General features: G+C 69.2%; 14 protein-coding genes. 4 read left to right on the forward strand and 10 right to left on the reverse strand.

Annotated elements, in window-relative coordinates; translation table 11 throughout:
• Positions 1 to 522: 522 nt before the first annotated feature.
• The 4 genes from vanX to AMK34_RS32145 all read right to left on the reverse strand — a co-directional run bounded on the left by vanX (position 523) and on the right by AMK34_RS32145 (position 4047).
• Positions 523 to 1131, reverse strand: coding sequence for a D-Ala-D-Ala dipeptidase VanX (gene vanX / locus AMK34_RS32130; protein ID WP_038518289.1), 609 nt, complete (start codon positions 1129 to 1131; stop codon positions 523 to 525).
• Positions 1121 to 2167, reverse strand: a complete 1047-nt coding sequence (gene vanA-Ao2 / locus AMK34_RS32135; RefSeq protein ID WP_073847850.1) for a D-alanine--(R)-lactate ligase VanA-Ao2 — start codon at positions 2165 to 2167, stop codon at positions 1121 to 1123. The genes vanX and vanA-Ao2 overlap by 11 nt, the downstream gene beginning before the upstream one ends.
• 1 nt (position 2168) lies before the next feature.
• Positions 2169 to 3200: a VanH-AOV family D-lactate dehydrogenase gene (gene vanH, locus AMK34_RS32140; protein ID WP_073848014.1), complete on the reverse strand. Its 1032-nt coding sequence runs from the start codon at positions 3198 to 3200 to the stop codon at positions 2169 to 2171.
• A 121-nt stretch (positions 3201 to 3321) separates the two neighbouring features.
• Entirely contained in the window at positions 3322 to 4047 is a 726-nt protein-coding gene (locus tag AMK34_RS32145; protein WP_073847851.1) for an alpha/beta fold hydrolase, read from the reverse strand.
• Between the two features lie 68 nt (positions 4048 to 4115).
• On the opposite strand from AMK34_RS32145, the gene AMK34_RS32150 reads away from it, so the two are divergent.
• Positions 4116 to 4781 carry a TetR/AcrR family transcriptional regulator gene (locus AMK34_RS32150; RefSeq protein WP_083650066.1) on the forward strand — a complete coding sequence of 222 codons (666 nt, stop codon included), beginning with the start codon at positions 4116 to 4118 and terminating at the stop codon, positions 4779 to 4781.
• Here AMK34_RS32150 and AMK34_RS32155 read toward each other — a convergent pair.
• Entirely contained in the window at positions 4702 to 5166 is a 465-nt protein-coding gene (locus AMK34_RS32155) for a hypothetical protein (RefSeq protein WP_073847852.1), read from the reverse strand. The two genes, AMK34_RS32150 and AMK34_RS32155, sit on opposite strands and share 80 nt — an antisense overlap.
• 598 nt (positions 5167 to 5764) lie before the next feature.
• Positions 5765 to 7117, reverse strand: a complete 1353-nt coding sequence (locus tag AMK34_RS32160; protein ID WP_038518297.1) for a hypothetical protein — start codon at positions 7115 to 7117, stop codon at positions 5765 to 5767.
• A 207-nt stretch (positions 7118 to 7324) separates the two neighbouring features.
• On the opposite strand from AMK34_RS32160, the gene AMK34_RS32165 reads away from it, so the two are divergent.
• Positions 7325 to 8470: an AI-2E family transporter gene (locus tag AMK34_RS32165; protein ID WP_073847853.1), complete on the forward strand. Its 1146-nt coding sequence runs from the start codon at positions 7325 to 7327 to the stop codon at positions 8468 to 8470.
• A gap of 8 nt (positions 8471 to 8478) precedes the next feature.
• On the opposite strand, the gene AMK34_RS32170 is transcribed toward AMK34_RS32165, so the two are convergent.
• Both AMK34_RS32170 and AMK34_RS32175 read right to left on the reverse strand, forming a co-directional pair.
• Positions 8479 to 10959 carry a LuxR C-terminal-related transcriptional regulator gene (locus AMK34_RS32170; RefSeq protein WP_143202678.1) on the reverse strand — a complete coding sequence of 827 codons (2481 nt, stop codon included), beginning with the start codon at positions 10957 to 10959 and terminating at the stop codon, positions 8479 to 8481.
• 113 nt (positions 10960 to 11072) lie between these two features.
• Positions 11073 to 11534 (reverse strand): DUF7144 family membrane protein, encoded by a 462-nt coding sequence (locus tag AMK34_RS32175; protein WP_073847854.1) that lies wholly within the window; start codon positions 11532 to 11534, stop codon positions 11073 to 11075.
• 200 nt (positions 11535 to 11734) lie between these two features.
• On the opposite strand from AMK34_RS32175, the gene AMK34_RS32180 reads away from it, so the two are divergent.
• Entirely contained in the window at positions 11735 to 12241 is a 507-nt protein-coding gene (locus AMK34_RS32180; RefSeq protein ID WP_038518308.1) for a DUF1269 domain-containing protein, read from the forward strand.
• A 23-nt stretch (positions 12242 to 12264) separates the two neighbouring features.
• On the opposite strand, the gene AMK34_RS32185 is transcribed toward AMK34_RS32180, so the two are convergent.
• Complete coding sequence (locus AMK34_RS32185) at positions 12265 to 12519, reverse strand: hypothetical protein (RefSeq protein WP_228694664.1); 255 nt, start codon at positions 12517 to 12519, stop codon at positions 12265 to 12267.
• A complete protein-coding gene (locus tag AMK34_RS32190) occupies positions 12516 to 12860 on the reverse strand; it encodes a hypothetical protein (RefSeq protein ID WP_083650067.1) in 345 nt (114 codons plus the stop codon). The genes AMK34_RS32185 and AMK34_RS32190 overlap by 4 nt, the downstream gene beginning before the upstream one ends.
• 172 nt (positions 12861 to 13032) lie before the next feature.
• Between AMK34_RS32190 and AMK34_RS32195 the strand changes: the two genes are divergently transcribed.
• Positions 13033 to 15642 carry a LuxR C-terminal-related transcriptional regulator gene (locus AMK34_RS32195; RefSeq protein WP_443111217.1) on the forward strand — a complete coding sequence of 870 codons (2610 nt, stop codon included), beginning with the start codon at positions 13033 to 13035 and terminating at the stop codon, positions 15640 to 15642.
• Positions 15643 to 15756: the final 114 nt, after the last annotated feature.

Consider the following 15756-nt stretch of genomic DNA (forward strand, 5'->3'; position numbering starts at 1 on the left):
AGCCCCAGCTGATGCGCACATGTGCAGCATGGCATGAACAATCCATGTCGGCAATTGACGAACAGTGTGATTTTCGTAGTGAAGGGAGCCCACAAGATCAATATCCGAAACTCCGCATGCGGTATTGACTCGATTGGCGAACATAAGTAAAGCACCCGCGTACACGCTTGTCCGGGCACTCCGGATTGGGCTGTTCGCAGGCTCCCTTAGGCCGTTCGCGCGGCTTGCCTTCTACTCGGAGGATCACCGCCCCCGCCGGTTCACGTTCCGTTCTTCGACACTTGTTCACACGAACGGCCGAGTCCGCTTCCCACGGTCTGGTCGGCGTGGAACGCCGGGAGCAAAGTGAAGGCGGGCATGATGTAAAGCGGTCAGCCCCAGGCCATCCACGACGTCGTGGCACCCCCGGCAATTCATGGGATGAAATGGTGTTCGCGACCGGTTGGACGGATACACCCGTAAAACGTGAAGGCCCCCTTGCCTCGGCTGAGCCGAGGGAAGGGGGCCTTCACGCGCGCCTGTCTACTCGATGGGGAAATCGAAATAGGTGTCCGGGTGAGGCTCGTCCTTCAGCGTGTAGTGCCACCACTCGCACTCGTACGAGCTGAAGCCCGAGCCCTCCATGACCGCGCAGAGGTGCGCGCGGTTCTTCGCGGCCTCTTCCGGCACACCGTCGGCACCGTGGTGCGAGACGACGTCCATCAGGTCGTGGTCGCCACCCATGTCGGCGAGCTCACCGGTGTCCAGGCGGTAGAGCGTCAGGTCCACCGTGCTGCCCCGGCTGTGCCCGGACTTGGTGGCCACGTAGCCCTGTTCGAACATCTGGGGTCGCTCGATGTTCGGGTAGTGCCTGGCCTTCTTCCGGCCGTCCTCGGGCTCTTCCGCCCAGCGCATGAACCGGTCCACGGCGCGCTGCGGGCGGTACACGTCCCAAAGGAGCAGACCGAAGCCGAGCTCCGCGGCCTTGTCCCGCGCCTTTTCCAGCGCCGCGCAGAACGCACGCGTGCCGACGACGCGGTTCACCAGGTAGCCGTCCACCGGCTTGCCGGTGAAGTTGTCCCACGTGGCGTACTTGGCGTCCCAGCGGATTCCGGAGACGACCTCGTCGACGAAGACGAAATCATCCCTCATTCGTCACGTCCGCCAGCGTCAGCTTCACCAGGCGGTCGATCACGTCGCCGAGCGAGAGGCCGGCGGCGTTCATCATCCGCGGGTAACGGCTGTACGAGGTCAGGCCGGGCAGGGTGTTGACCTCGTTGAGCACGACACTGCCGTCCTCCTTGAGGAACAGGTCCACCCGCGCGAGCCCGCTGCAGCCCAGCGCGCGGTAGATGACCTTGGCCGTCTGCTGCACGAGGTCGCGCGATTCGTCCGGGATGTCCGCGGGGACGATGAAGCTCGAGTTCTCGGAACCGGTCTCGGGGCTCTCCTCCTGGTGGATCTTGAAGAAGCCGTGGGTCAGCGCGACGCGGTCGACCTCGCCCGCGAACAGGTCCTCGCCGTCGCCCAGGATCGAGCAGCCGATCTCGCTGCCGATGACGGCCTCTTCGATCAGGATCTTCGCGTCGTACTGGCGCGCCTCCGCCAGCGCGGCGGGCAGCTCCTCCTTCGAGGAGACCTTGCTGACGCCGAACGACGAGCCGGAGCGGGCGGGCTTCACGAAGACCGGGTAGTTCAGCTCGTCCGCGTCGACGTCCTTGTCCGGCGTGACGATGTGGAACGTCGGCGTCGCGATACCGGCACCGTTGACGACGGAGTACGTGAGGGACTTGTCGATGCACATGACCGAGCTCGGGAGGTCGCAGCCGACGTAGGGGACGCCGGAGATCTCCAGCAGGCCCTGCATCGCGCCGTCTTCACCGAACTTGCCGTGCAGCACCGGCAGCACCACGTCGAGGGCGATCGTCTCGTACTTGCCCTCGTCCAGGACGAGCAGACCGTGCACCCCGCGGTCCGGCGACAGGACGGCCGGGCGGACGTTCCCGTTCTCCCAGTCCTCGGCGGGGCCGTCGCACAGCATCCAGGAGCCGCTCTGGGTGATCCCGATGTAGTACGGCTCGTACTTCTCGAGGTCGAGGTTCTTCTGGACCTCACGCGCAGATTTGATGGAGATAGGATGTTCTTCGGAAAGCCCGCCGAACAGAATTCCGATTTTCAGCCTACCCATACTACTTCCCGCTTTCGAATTGGAGACAATTGATGATGGAGTTTTCAACAGTGTCACTCAGTGCGTGGTCCGTGTAATAGGCGGTATGCGGACTGATGAGCACGTTCGGCAGCTTTTCCAGCCGCAGCAACGTTTCACTCTCGAGCGGCTTGTTCCGGCAGTCGGCGTAGAAGATCCCTTCCTCTCCTTCGACGACGTCCAATGCCGCTCCGCCCAGTTTTCCGTCTTCCAGTGCCGAAATGAGGGCTTCGGTTTCGATGAGCGGGCCACGTCCGGTGTTGATGATGTACGCGCCGTCCTTCATCCGCTCGATGTTCTCGCGGTCGAGGAGATGATATGTGTCCGTATTGAGCGGCACATGGAGCGTCACGATGTCGCTCTGCTGGAGCAATTCGTCGAGCGGAACGTAATCGGCCGATGCGGTCAGCAGTGTGTCGTAGGCCAGCACCCGGCAGCCGAAACCACGCAGCCGGTCCAGCACCGCGACCCCGATCCGCCCTGTTCCGACCACACCGACGGTCAGATCGCGCAGCTCTTTCCCGCGCACTTCGTTCAGCCGGTAGTCGTGGACCTCGGTGCGGCGGACGATGGACTTGGCGTCGCGCACCGCCATCAGCATCAGCATCAGCGTGAAATCGGCCACGCTGTCGGGCGAGTAGGCGACATTGCCCACGGTGATACCGACGCTCGCCGCGTAGTCCACATCGATGTGGTTGAAGCCGATGCTCCGGGTGGAGATGTATTCGACACCCGCTTTGCCGAGTTCGAGAAGAATGGAGTTCGTGACCTTGGTCTTGTGACCGATACTGATGCACCGATTTCCGGAGACCAGCCCGATATTGGCCTCGGATACCGGCTCGTCCACAATGGTCGGAATTACGCCGAAACGAGGAGCCATCTCCCGGAACAAGGCGGCCTCGTCCGATCCGCAACCATAAATCGTGATTCCCCTCGCCAAGACGGCCGAGGAGGAGGCGGACGCCGGCGATCCGGTGCGGGGGGCAGCTGATCGCGCTGGTTCGCTGTGGGTCATGCCCGACATTGTAGGCAGCGCGTTGTTGCCGCTTCTTATGGGGTTTTCGATGCCCCGACAATAAGTTACCAACTGGTAGCGCCGAGTGCACGTCGTTGTCGCTCACCTGCGCCGCACAGCTCTACCGCAGATCTTGCCCACCTCCCCCGGACGCCGGAACCGCCCCGTGACCGATGCCACAAAGCCATCCGGACACGAGGTCCGCGAGGTGTTCGGGTGCGTCCCTGGCCACCAGGTGACCCGCCGACGGGACGCGGACGACGGTGACCTGACGGCCTGCCGCGCGCAGACGGCCGACATCGGCGTCGCGCAGCGGCGATCCCTGACCGCCGTGCACCACCAGGATGGGCAGGTCCACGGCCCCGGCCGTGGCGAGCAGGGCGGGACCCGAGCCGAGGACGTCGTCCACCAGGCGGGTGTAGCGGCCGGTGAGCCCATGGAAATCGAGCCACGAACGCGCCCTGCCCGGTTCCAGGTCGGGTACGACGTCGACGAGCACGAGCCCGGACGCGCGCGCCGCGACGGCGGGATCCGCGAGCGCCGCGATGGCGGCCAGGCCACCGACCGAGGCGCCCACCAGGACGACCGGCGCGGGCTGGCTCGCGATCATCCCGGCCACGTCGTCGGCCAAGGCCCGGAGCGTGGTCGCCCGGCCGGAGCTGTCGCCGTGTCCGCGCAGGTCGAAGGCCACCGACCGGAAGCCGTTCCGGGCCAGCACCGCGGCGACCGGCGTCCAGACCTCGCGGCGCTCCCCGCCCGCGTGGAGCAGCAGGACCGTCGGGCCGGCTCCGGTCACCGTGCCCCGCAGGGTGACCTCGCCCAGGTCGAGGCTGATTTCGGTATGCATGGCATCCCCCTTACCTTGGACCGTCAAGGTAACGCAGATACCTTGGCCCATCAAGGTACGATCCGCCCGTGACGACTTCCCGCGCACGACGGGCGCCCGAAGAGGCCCGGCGGCTGATCCTCGACGCGGCCGCTTCCCTGCTCGGCGAGTCCGGCGTCGCCGCCGTCCAGATGCGCGCCGTGGCCGCGCGGGTCGGCATGACCGACGCCGGCGTCGCCCATCACTTCGGCAACCGCGAAAAGCTGCTCGCCGAACTCCTCCGGCACGGTGGCCGCCGCCTCCGGGACGCGCTTCAGGACCTGCTCACCAGCTGGCTGGATCACGACGCCGACCTGCTGGAGTTCGTCGAGGCCCTGCACACGCTGTACCGCGACGGCTACGGCGAGCTCGCGGTGGCGCTGCACGCGGCGGGCTGGCGCGACCCGGGCAGCGGGATGCTCGACCCGGTCGTCGACGCCCTCCACCGGCTCCGGCCCCCCGGCGGTTCACTCGACGACACGCGGCTCGCTGTCGCCGCCCTGCACCAGGCGATGGCCACGGAGCCCCTGTACGGAAGCGATTTCCGGCGCAGCGCCGGGCTCACCGGGACCGCTGCCGACGATTCGTCCGCGCAGGTGCGCTGGTGGGCGCGTCAGCTCCAGTCTGCGCTCGGGCTCAGGCCCGATACGGCCCCTGGTCCCCGAGATCCGGGCTCACCCGGGGCGTCCGGCCCTCCTGCCCCGGCACCGGAGTGACCGTCGGCTCCGGCACGGGTTCGGCGCGGTCGTCCGCGCTCTTCCGCCGCCGGGTGCCGACCGCCACGTCGTCCTCGCGCCGCCGGGCGAGCACGGACAGGGTGAGCACGTGCGCCACCGCCATGAGCAGCAGGAACACGCCCAGCCTGCCGACGAACGCGGCCGTCGAACCGGACCAGTCCGGCGCCACGACCGCCAGCAGCGCGAGCATCCCGATCGCCGCCAGATGGAAGACCGTCACCACCATCCAGGCCACCGATCCGCTTCCCTCGCGGGCGTCCGGCGCGGTCAGGAAGCGGCGGGCGCCGCGGTACAGGACCTGGCCGTCCGCGACGACGAAGATCAGGCCGATGATCAGGAAACCCGGAAGTTCGTTGTCGGGCATCGTTGCCTCCTCCGTTTCCCGGGGGATACCCGCGGAACGCCGGGAGACGGGCCTCATGCCTCGATCGTGTGACCGCGCGGTCCGTGAAGGCCTCCTTGAGGGACTCGTATGGGGCCGAGCCTGAGGGGTTCGGGACGTTGAACGCCCTGACTCCTCCACACAGGGATTCGTTGATGAAGGATTTGGGACACTGAACGTCCCAAATCCTTCATCGACAACGCTCGGCCCGGTCCGTGAAGGCCTCCTTGGCGAACCCGTATTTGCTTACCCGCTGGTGTGGCCGCGGCCGGGTGTGGAGGATTCGGGACGTTGTGCGTCCTGAATCCTCCACGGTCGACCCCGTTGGTAAGGGAGGCGTAATGCTGGCTGTCGTCTTGGGTGAGCGGGGAAGATTCCGGCCGTCCAACGTCCAGGATTTTCCCCACTCGGTCGTCCGCCCCTGGGCGTGACCGGCACGATCAAGCTTCACGACCAGGACGGCCACCACGACGACAACCGGACTCTCGCTCCCACGCAGGTCGGACGTAAGTACACAAATGAAGGCCTCCTTAAGGGACTCTGGGTCCTTCAAGGAGGCCTTCACGTACTTCAGCGAGCGTCAGCGAATGCCCTGCGCCAGCCGTTCCCCCAGGCCTTCGACGTCGTCGAGCGCTGCTCGCAGCTCGGCGGCGTACTCCTCGGCCCCGGCCCGCAGGCCCCGCTCGACGACGTCCACGGCGTCGAACGTCTCGACGTCCCCTCCGCTCAGCGCCGCGACGGATTCCTTGACGACGGCGCCGAGCAGGAGTTCTTCGGGGACCCCCGGCGCCCCTTCCAGCGGCCAGACGAGGTCGTCGAGCACGCTTTGCCCGCCGACTTCGCGGACCAGGCCGGCCGCGGTGCCCCCCGGCACCCGGAAACCCTCCGGCAGCACCGCGCGGACGCTCATGTTGTGCGAAAGCCAGTACAGCAGCTGCGCGTTCACTTCCAGCTTGACCGGCTTCGGCGCCAACCACAGCGTGAGGTTCACGTAGTACTCGGTGAGGCGGTCGAGCACTTCGCCGCCTTTTTCGAAACCCCACAGGTTGATGTCGAAATAGTGGTGCCAAGTGGCGTCGGCGACGATTCGCCCGACGCCGGCGGCCGCGCCGTCGTACACGCAGGACACGCCGTAGACCTGGCCGTTGCGCTTGTCGGTGCCCTGCGCGACGATTTCGGGCTTCGGCTGCCCCGAACGGCCGGACGGCCAGACATCCGCGGGGAATTGCGCCGGGATGACCAGCTGCCCCTCGTGCATGTGGTCCGGGAAGATCGTGATCGGTCCCCGCCGTCCCTGGAACAACACGTGCGGCCTGCCGAACCGCTTCCGCAGGATCAGCTCCTGCGGGTACGGGTCGAGATCGTTCGGAATCGGGTTGTTGATGTCACTGCCCCACGGATCCGGCTGGTGGGTGTTGTGGCTGAACTCGATACTGGCGTCGGGCCGGTCGTTCCACACCCGCAGCTCACCCGCGCGCGGGACCCGATGTCCCAGTGCCCGCCCCAGGTTCAGGTAGTCGGGCAGCGAAGGATCCGCTCCCGGCGGACGCGGATTCGAGTGGTCGCCGCAGATGAGCACGCCACCGCCGGCGTCCATCCACGTCCGCAGCGCGGCGACCTCCGCGTCCACGAGTTCGTTTTCCGGCTCCCCCGGCATGTTGGACTGCAGGATGCCGAAGAACCACACCTGCTCGTAGCGGCCGAGCACTTCGGAAGTGAGTTTGTTGGCGGCGTGCCCGCCTTCGTGCCGGTTGATCAAATCGATCTCGAACTCGGCGAAGAAAGGCTGATTCCCCAAAAGGAGATCACGGATGATTCCCAAGGAGAAGCCGCCGTTCCCCGAGAAGCCGACGAAATCGGTGTAGAACAGAATTCTGATCTTCGGCTTGGCGAGCGGGCTGACTTGATCAGCGACGAGACGCGCGTCGAACATCGGTATTCCCCCTTGCTTGAAGCGCCATGCCGTCCTCCCCGGCGGCGCCCTCCCTTCCACGTATACCGGAACTTCCGATGATCGTGCAGGCACCGGAGCGCGCCCGAAAGGGCGGCCCGGGACGCGCTTTTCGCCCGCGCCGGGTGATCTTCGGATACCGGCGATCTGCCACCGTGGAACACCGATCCGCCTCCCGGAAGGTGCCGCATGGTGCGAATATCGTTCGACGAATTCTCCGCGTACCGGTTCCGCCGCCGGAAAACCCGGGGCCTCACGAAACGGCCGCCCCCGATTCCGGCGCCACCTCCCGCCACCGGCACCCCGTTTCCCCGCGCACTGGTGGTGCTTCTGGGATCCGCCGCCGCGGTCGTCGTGCTGGCCGGCCTGAGCGCCGTCGCCTGGCTGGCCGGGCCCGTGTTCCTCGCCCTCGTCATCGTGATCACCCTCGACCCGGTGCGGACCTGGTTGCGCGGCAAGGGTTTCCCACGCTGGCTCACGGTCGCCGTCCTGGTCGTCACCGTCTACGCCGCGTTGCTCGCGCTCTTCCTGGTGGTCATGGTCTCCCTCGCGCAGCTTTCCGCCCTGCTCCCCCGCTACGCCGGACAGGCCGACGAACTCCTCCGTGACGGAACGGCGTTCCTCGGCCGGTTCGGGGTCGGCGAACCACAACTGCGCGAAATTCTGTCCACTATGGACACGGGTAAGCTGATCGGGTTCGCCGGATCCCTGCTCGCCGGCGTCGGCGGCCTGGTCACGAACCTGGCCTTCCTGCTCGCCTTGATGCTCTTCCTGAGCACCGAATCGGCATGGGCCGGGCAACGGCTCGGCCGGATCTCGCGCGATCGGCCGTGGGCGGGCGCGGCGTTGCGGCGGTTCGCCTTCGGCACGAGGCGGTACCTGGTGGTGACGACGGTGTTCGGCGGGGCGGTGGCGATACTCGACACGATCGCGCTCGCCCTGCTCGGCATCCCGGCGGCCGTGCTGTGGGGGCTGCTGTCCTTCGTCACCAACTACGTGCCCAACGTGGGTTTCGTGATCGGGGTGGCCCCGCCCGCGCTCATCGCGCTCCTCGACGGCGGCTGGCGCGCCATGCTCGTGACCATCGCCGTGTACGTCCTGCTGAACTTCGTGGTGCAGTCGCTGATCCAGCCCCGGTTCGTCGCCGAGTCGGTCGGTCTGTCCACTTTGGTCACCGTACTCGCGCTGGTGTTCTGGACCTGGCTGCTCGGGCCGCTCGGCGCCGTCCTCGCCGTGCCGGCGACGCTGCTGGCCAAGGCGCTGCTCATCGACGTCGATCCGCGGGCGCGCTGGGCCGAGGCGCTGCTGTGCTCGCCGGATCGCCGGAAAGGCTGACCATCCGCTCAGGTCAGGCCGTGGTGGCGTGCGACCACCACGGCCGACCGGCGGTTGTTCACCCCGAGCTTGCCGTAGATCGACCGGACGTGGGTCTTCACCGTGTTGACCGACACCGTCAGATCCGACGCGATCTCGTCGAGCGAACGCTGGGACGGCAGCCGCCGCAGCACCACCTGCTCGCGATCGGTCAGCTCACTGGGCGGGGTGTTCGGCACGAGACGCCCGCGGACCGTCTGCGCGAAGCGGTCCAGTGAGCCGAAACCACCGGAATGGTCGATCAGCAGGTTCCTGACGCGCGGCTCCGCGAGCGCGAACGGGCGGATCAGCCGTTGCGGCCGCGCGAGGGTGAGCGCGCGGTCGAGCGCCTGCAGCGCCAGGGTCCGCCGGTGGGAACGCAACGCGAGCGCGGTCTCGGCCAGGCGGGTGTCCACCGGGGTGGCCGGCAGCAACGCGGGAGCGGATTCGGTGGCGCGCAGGACCTTTTCGGCGAGATCGGTCTCCTCGACGGCGAGATGGGCCCGGATCTGGAGCAGGGCCAGTTCGGCGGTGCCGGACAAGCTCTCCTGCGCCCAGGCGAACACCTCGGCCGCGTGCAGGCCCTCGCCCACCACGAGCGCCGCGTGGTGCTCGACGACCGTGCACATCCCGATGATCTCGCGGGGCAGTTCTAGATCCGCGAGCCGCCGCCGGGCCGCCCGCATGGCCTGCGAGCCCGCCGTCCGGTCGCCGCCGTCGAAGCGGACCATGCCCTCGAAGAAACCCCGCAGTGGCCCCAGAACCGGTGCGGATACAGGCACCTCCGCCCGCGGGGCCCTGGTCAGCTCGCCCGCGGCCGCCACCGGTTCGAAGCGCATCAGATCGTCGTAGGCGAGCATCAGATGGCATTCGGCGACCCCCGGCGAGCGGCACCAGCCGTGCCGCCGGGCGACGGCGAGCGCGCCGATGCACGCGCGCCGCATCGCCGTGTGGTCACCGAGCAATCCCGTCGCGACGGCGAGCGCGAGTCTGCTGTGCAGGACGAGATGTTCGAGCCGCTCCCCGTGGGCGAGGCGCAGCGCGGCCTCGGCACGGGCGACGGCGTGCCGCCGGGCGCCCCGGTGCAGCGCCCGCCAGACCAGGTCGACCTTGTCCCACGCGATCGACTCCGGCGACCGCGTCACCGTGCTTTCGGGCGGCCCGTTCCCGGTCACCAGCGCGAGATGGGGCGCGGCCAGCCGTCGCAGTCCGTCGTCACCGAGATCGGTGGCGGCGGCGGTGAACTCCCCGCGCTGGACGTGTTCCAGCGCGGACGCCAGCCGGAGCCGGGGGCTCGCGCTCAACGCCCCCTCACCCAGATAGGCGAGCGCGCCCCGGACGAGTTTCCCGTCGCCTGCCAGCACCTGGCGCACCGCGTGGTCACGCGCCAGGCGCAAAGCGCCCTGACGATCCCGGCCCGCGACGGCGTGCGTCAGCGCTTCCCCGAACCGCCCTTCCCCGGCGTACCAGCGGGCGGCGATCCCCTGCAGCCGCCGTGCCCGCGCCGGGGACCGGCGCGCCAGCTCCGCCTGCAGGAAACCCCGCAGCGGGGCGGGAAGCCGGTAGGTGTCGGCCGGCGTGCGCACGACCAATCCGGTCTCGCGCTCGAGTTCGTCCAGGGTCACCCCGGCGTCCGGCGAACCGGTCAGCCGCGCCGCGAGCGCCGCGCTCACGTTGTCGCAGACACTGACGCACAGCAGCAGATCCGACGTCGCGGACGGCAACCGCGAGAGCACCTCGTCGGCGAAGAACCGGGCCACGGCGAGCTCGTCGCCCCCGACGGCCGCGACGAGCCCGTCCGCGTCCTCGGCCTCGCGCACCGAGACCGCGGCCCAGCCGAGCGCGGCGGCCCATCCCGCGGTGCGCTCGGTCAGTTCGCGGACCCGGTCCTCGCCCACCGTGGCCCCGGTGGAGCGAAGCAGGTGTGCCGTTTCCTCCACGCTGAAGCGGAGTTCGGCGGCGCCGAGCCGGGAAAGCGCGCCTTCGACCGCCAGGCGGGCCAGCCGCAGTTTCGGCTCGACGCGGGTGGCCAGCACCAGCCGCAGCATCGGCGGCTGGTGCCGGGCCAGCGCGGCGAGCGCTTCCACCGGCTCCGGACGGGAGATCTCCTGGACGTCGTCCAGGACGAGCCACACCGGTTCACGCAGCCCGGTGAACACGTCACCGAGATCGGCGAGGAACTCGGTGCGCCGTCCGGGTGACGGTGGCCCGAGCCGGAACTCCGGGAGGCCGAGGTTCCGGCGCAGCGAGAGGAGGACGGCCGACCACAGACGGCGCTCGTCGTTGTCGTCGTCGTCCAGCGACACCCAGGCCACGTCCCGCCGATCGCGGGCCCAGCAGGCCAATGCGGTGGTCTTGCCGGAACCGGCGGGCGCCCGGAGCACGGTCACCGGCCGGGTTCCGGCACGGTCGAACAGGGCCGTGAGCCGGGCGCGCGGGACGAAGATCCCCGGCACCCGCGGCACCGTCACCTTGGCCGAAGGGATCCGCCAGGACCGCGATGTCGTTCGAGCGGGCAAGTCAACCTCTCGATCGTCCGAAGGATCGCGACCCCGGCGAGGCCACGACTGTACTGGTCAGCGGGTCACCAGAGCTCGTCCGAGGTCTCGTCCCCGTGCACGAGCACGGCCCAGATCACCAGGACGTCGAGGGCGATGACGACCACGCCCCAGATCGGGTACGCGGACAGGAACACCAGCTGCGCCAACGCGTTGAACCCGGCGAGCAGGACGGTGACGACGCGCGCCCACGGCGCCCCGGTGAACAACGCGCTCCCCGCGAACACGGCGAGGACCCCGACGATCAGGTGGATCCAGCCCCAGGCGCCGAGATCGAAGACGAGCAGCCCCGACGGGCCGAGCAGGTAGTAGTTCTGTTCGAACAGCGCGACCAGCCCCTCCACCGCGGTGAACAGGCCGGCCATGATGGTGATCGACGCGGCGAACCAGACCCAGCCCGATCGCCGCGACGCCCTCGCGGCGTGCTCCGGCGAGGACGGCGGGCCGGTGCCCGCCGTGGTGGTCCAGTGATGCGCTCTTTCGCTCATGGTCCCTCTTTTCGGAAGCGGGGGCTGCGGACCCGGGCGATCATGGTGCGTCCACCGTGACGGCGGCCTCCCCCGCGCCAGGTGAGATCAGGGCCGTGTCCCCGCCGGTCCGCCTCATCCGGCCCGGGCGATGCGGGGGTGCCGCCGCCCGGAGCACAGTGCGGCCTCCGAGCACCGATCCCGACCGAGGAGGACGCACCATGAGTTCGCTGACCGTATGGGCCTTTCCCACCGCGGACGGCGCGGAGAACGCGCTCGCGCTGCTCGAACGGTTGCAGAAACAACAGCTCATCAAGATCGCCGACGCGGCCTATGTCACCTGGCCCGAGGGCAGGAAGAAGCCGAAGACCAAGGACCTCGGTTCGCTGACCGGCGCCGGCGCGCTCGGCGGCGGGTTCTGGGGACTGCTGTTCGGCCTGATCTTCCTGGTGCCGCTGCTGGGAATGGCCGTCGGCGCGGCGATCGGGGCACTGACCGGCTCGCTTTCCCGCGTCGGCATCGACGACGACTTCATCGCCGCGGTCCGGGCCAAGGTCACGCCCGGCACGTCCGCGTTGTTCGTGATGGCGGACGGTGCCGTGCTCGACCGGGTGGCCGAGCCGTTCAAGGAGACCGGCGCCGCCTTGGTCACCACGAATCTCACCGACGAGGAAGAGGCGCGGTTGCGTGCCGCGTTCGGCGAGTTCGCCCTCCCCGAACGGCTCTGATCCCGGCCGCGGGTTTTCCCGATTCACCGCGCGATCGGGAAAACCCGCGACGGCAGTTCCCGGACCCGGTGCACGGAGTCCACGCGCATCCCGAGTGCTTCGAGTGCGCACAGAATGCGCGAAACGCTTCTTTGCTCGGTCACCGTGCCGAAGACGATCAGCTCGCCGCCGATCGGGACCACGCACATTCCCCGGAAATCGTCTACCGCCCGGTTCGCCTGTTCGGGGATTCGGCCACTGCCCCGGAAGACGTAATTCATTCCCGCCAACGGGCTCATCGGTTCCCCTTTCCCCGCCCGGCCAGGTACCAGGCCGCGGCGAGTACCGCCAGGTCGACCGCCGCCATGATCGAAGACCAGGTGTGCCACGGCAGGAAGAGCAGCCGCGCTAACAGGTCGAGACCGGCCCGCGCGGCGAGCCGGATCGAGGTCACCGAGGTCAGAGCCGCGAGCAGGACGGCGAGCGAGAAGAACCCCGTCTCGGGTCCGACCCGGCCTGTCCCCAGTAGGTCGAGTACCGCGAACTCGGCGGGACCGATCCAGAAGAACTGTGTCGCGACGAATACCGACGTCGGCCGTTTCCGGCCATTCCCTTTTCTCCGGCAATCTCCACGGGCCATCACGCGGCACACGATTCTGGGTGCGCTCGCCCTTTTCCTCGCCCAGCACGGGTGAGACCGGCGAATTGCCTGGCAGGATCCGCTTCGACGATGTGAAACTGGCCGCGAAGGAGGCTGGCGCATGATGCAGGATCAGCATATTCCGCCGCGAAGACGGGTCCCGAGGACAAAGGTGACCATCCCCGATCCGCCCCCGGATCTCGTTTCCCGGCCGCGTTTGCTCGCCGCTCTCGACGAAGCGGGAGAACACGCGTTGGTGTTCGTCGGGGCGCCCGCGGGTCTCGGTAAGACGGTGTTGCTCGCCGAATGGGCCGCCCGCCGTCGCGGGGCGGTGGCCTGGGTGTCCGCCGACGCGGAGGACGACGACGAGCGGCTCTTCTGGTCGGCGGTCCTCGAAGCACTGTGCGGCTGCGCCCGGATCCCGGCGGGGAATCCGCTGCGCTCGCTGGCGGTCCCCGAGTCCCCCGGCACGGATCTCGCCTTCCTGGCCACGATCGCCGACGCGCTGGACACGGTGGACGAACCCGTCCTGCTCGTCCTCGACGACGCGCAGGAGATCACCCACCCCGGCACCTGGCGCGGGGTGCGCGCGCTCCTGCGGCATCAGCCGTCGGGGCTGCGACTGGTGGTCTCGAGCCGTCTGGAGCCACCGCTGCCGCTGGTGCGTGCCCGGGTGGCGGGAGGACTCGTCGAAGTGAGCGTGGACCGGTTGCGCTTCTCGCCGGAGGAGGCCGACGCCCTCATCTCGGCGATCGGGCCGGGCATCCCGCCCCATCAGGTGGGGCTGCTCGTGAGCAGGACGGGCGGCTGGCCGGCCGGACTGCGCCTCGCCGCCGCTTCGGCGGCACGTCAAGGAAATCTCGCCGACTTCTTCGCCGGACGGGACCGGGCGGTGCTCGACTACCTGACCGACGAGGTACTCGCTCCCCTGTCCGCCGTCCACCGGGATCTGTTGCGCGCGATCAGCATCTGCGACGAGATCCCGGTGGGGCTGGCGGCCGCGTTGACGGACCGGCCGGACGCGGAGGCGCTGCTGCGCGAGCTCAGCGAACCCGCGCGCGTGGTCCACTCCGGCGGAACCCCGCCGCGCCACCGGGTCCCGCCCCTGCTGCGCACCTACCTTCGGGCCGAGTTGCTGCGCCGGGATCCGGACCGGACGAGATCCCTGCACGCGGCCGCGGCGCGCTGGTTCGCCGAACACGACCAGGCCGCCGCCGCGCTGTTGCACAGCGTCCGCTCGGGGAACACCACCCGCGTCGGCGAACTTTCGCGCCGCCACGCGGTGCCGCTGTTCCTCGGTGGTGAGCACAACGTCCTGCGGCTCGCGCTCGCCGTCCTCGGTGAACGGCGGGCCGTGGCCTCTCCCCTGCTCGCGCTGGTCTCGGCCGCGCTGTATCTGGAACGGGGTGAACCGACGTCGGCCGAGTCGCAGCTGAGCTGCGCGGACGCGGCCTGGCCCGCCGAACCGGAGGCGGAGCTGACCGTGTTGCGGCAACTGGTGCGATCCCGGCTGGCCCAGGTCGATCGCGGCCCTGCGCAGGCCGTCCGCGCGGCGGAACAGGTCGACGAGCATCTCGCGGCGGACACCGGGCTCAGCGGGCTGGCGACCCTGCACCGGGTGGGTGTACTGACCGCACGCCGCGATCGTGCCTCCGCACGGGCGGCACTGGCCCGCGTCGCCGAGTCCGCCGGGGACGCGCATCACCATTTCCTGGCCACGCAATGCCTTGTCACGCTGAGCGGACTGGCCGGATCGGACGGCGATTACCGCGAAATGGAGGCGCTCGCCCGGCGGGTGCAGGCCCGGCACGCGGCACACGACCCGCATCGCTCGCTCGAAGGCGCCCAGGTGTCCGCGCAACTCGCTTACGGCTCCTTGCTGCGCGGCGAGGCCGCCGAATGCGTCGAACACGCGAAACAGATCGGCCGGATGCTCGGGGACGCGCCTGCCCGCGCGGCCGCGAATCTGGGCCTGATCGCCGAAACCCTGCGTGGCGCGGCGGAATTCGAGCTCGGCGGCTGGCATTCGGGACTGCGGAGGATGCGCCGCGCCCGCACCCGGCTCGGCACCGGGCGGAGCTTCTCCGCCGAACACGCGGCATGGTGCGCGGTACTGGAACACCGGGCGGCGCTGCGGCTCGGCGCGGCCGATCAGGCACGGGAGACCTTCCACTGGGCCCAGCCGATCATCACCGGTTCCGGCGAACTGCTGCTGATGCGGGCCCGCACCCAGCTGCGGCTCGGCAGGCAGGGCGCGGCGAGTGCCGTGCTGCGCTCGCTCTCGGAGGACGGCGCGCCGATGCTGTTGCCGTGGTCGGGGATCGAGGCGTCGCTGATCGGCGTGCGGGCGGCGCTCGCGGCCGGTGCGCCGGAACGCGCCGTGCGGTCGCTGGACGACGCCCTGCGCGCCGCCGAACCCGGCGACGTCCGGTTCCCGTTCGTGTTCGCCCCTTCCGACGTCGTCGCGTTCCTGACCGCGCGGCTGGGCAAACTCGGCGCCGGTGAGCGGTTCGCCTGCCAGGTGCTCGCCCGGCGCCGCGAATCGCGCACTCCGCCGATGCCGGCGCCGCTGACCGAACGGGAACGCAATGTCCTGCGCCTGCTGCCGACCCAGCGCTCGATCGACGAGATCGCCCAGGATCTGACGGTTTCGCCGAACACGGTCAAAACCCACGTCCGCGGCATCTACGCGAAACTCGACGTCCGCAGCAGACGTGACGCCGTGGCGATCGCGCTCCGGCGCGGCCTGCTGGACACCGAGGGCATCGATCTCCCGCGCTGACGGCCACTCGCGATCCCGTGTCGCGAAAGCCACTTTCGCAACGCTGAAGGTTGCGAAAGTGGCTTTCGCAACACCGTTCCGCCTTACCCCTGAACGGAATTCGAACCCGGCGTG

This window comes from Amycolatopsis sp. CB00013 (assembly GCF_001905755.1).
GTDB lineage: Bacteria > Actinomycetota > Actinomycetes > Mycobacteriales > Pseudonocardiaceae > Amycolatopsis > Amycolatopsis japonica.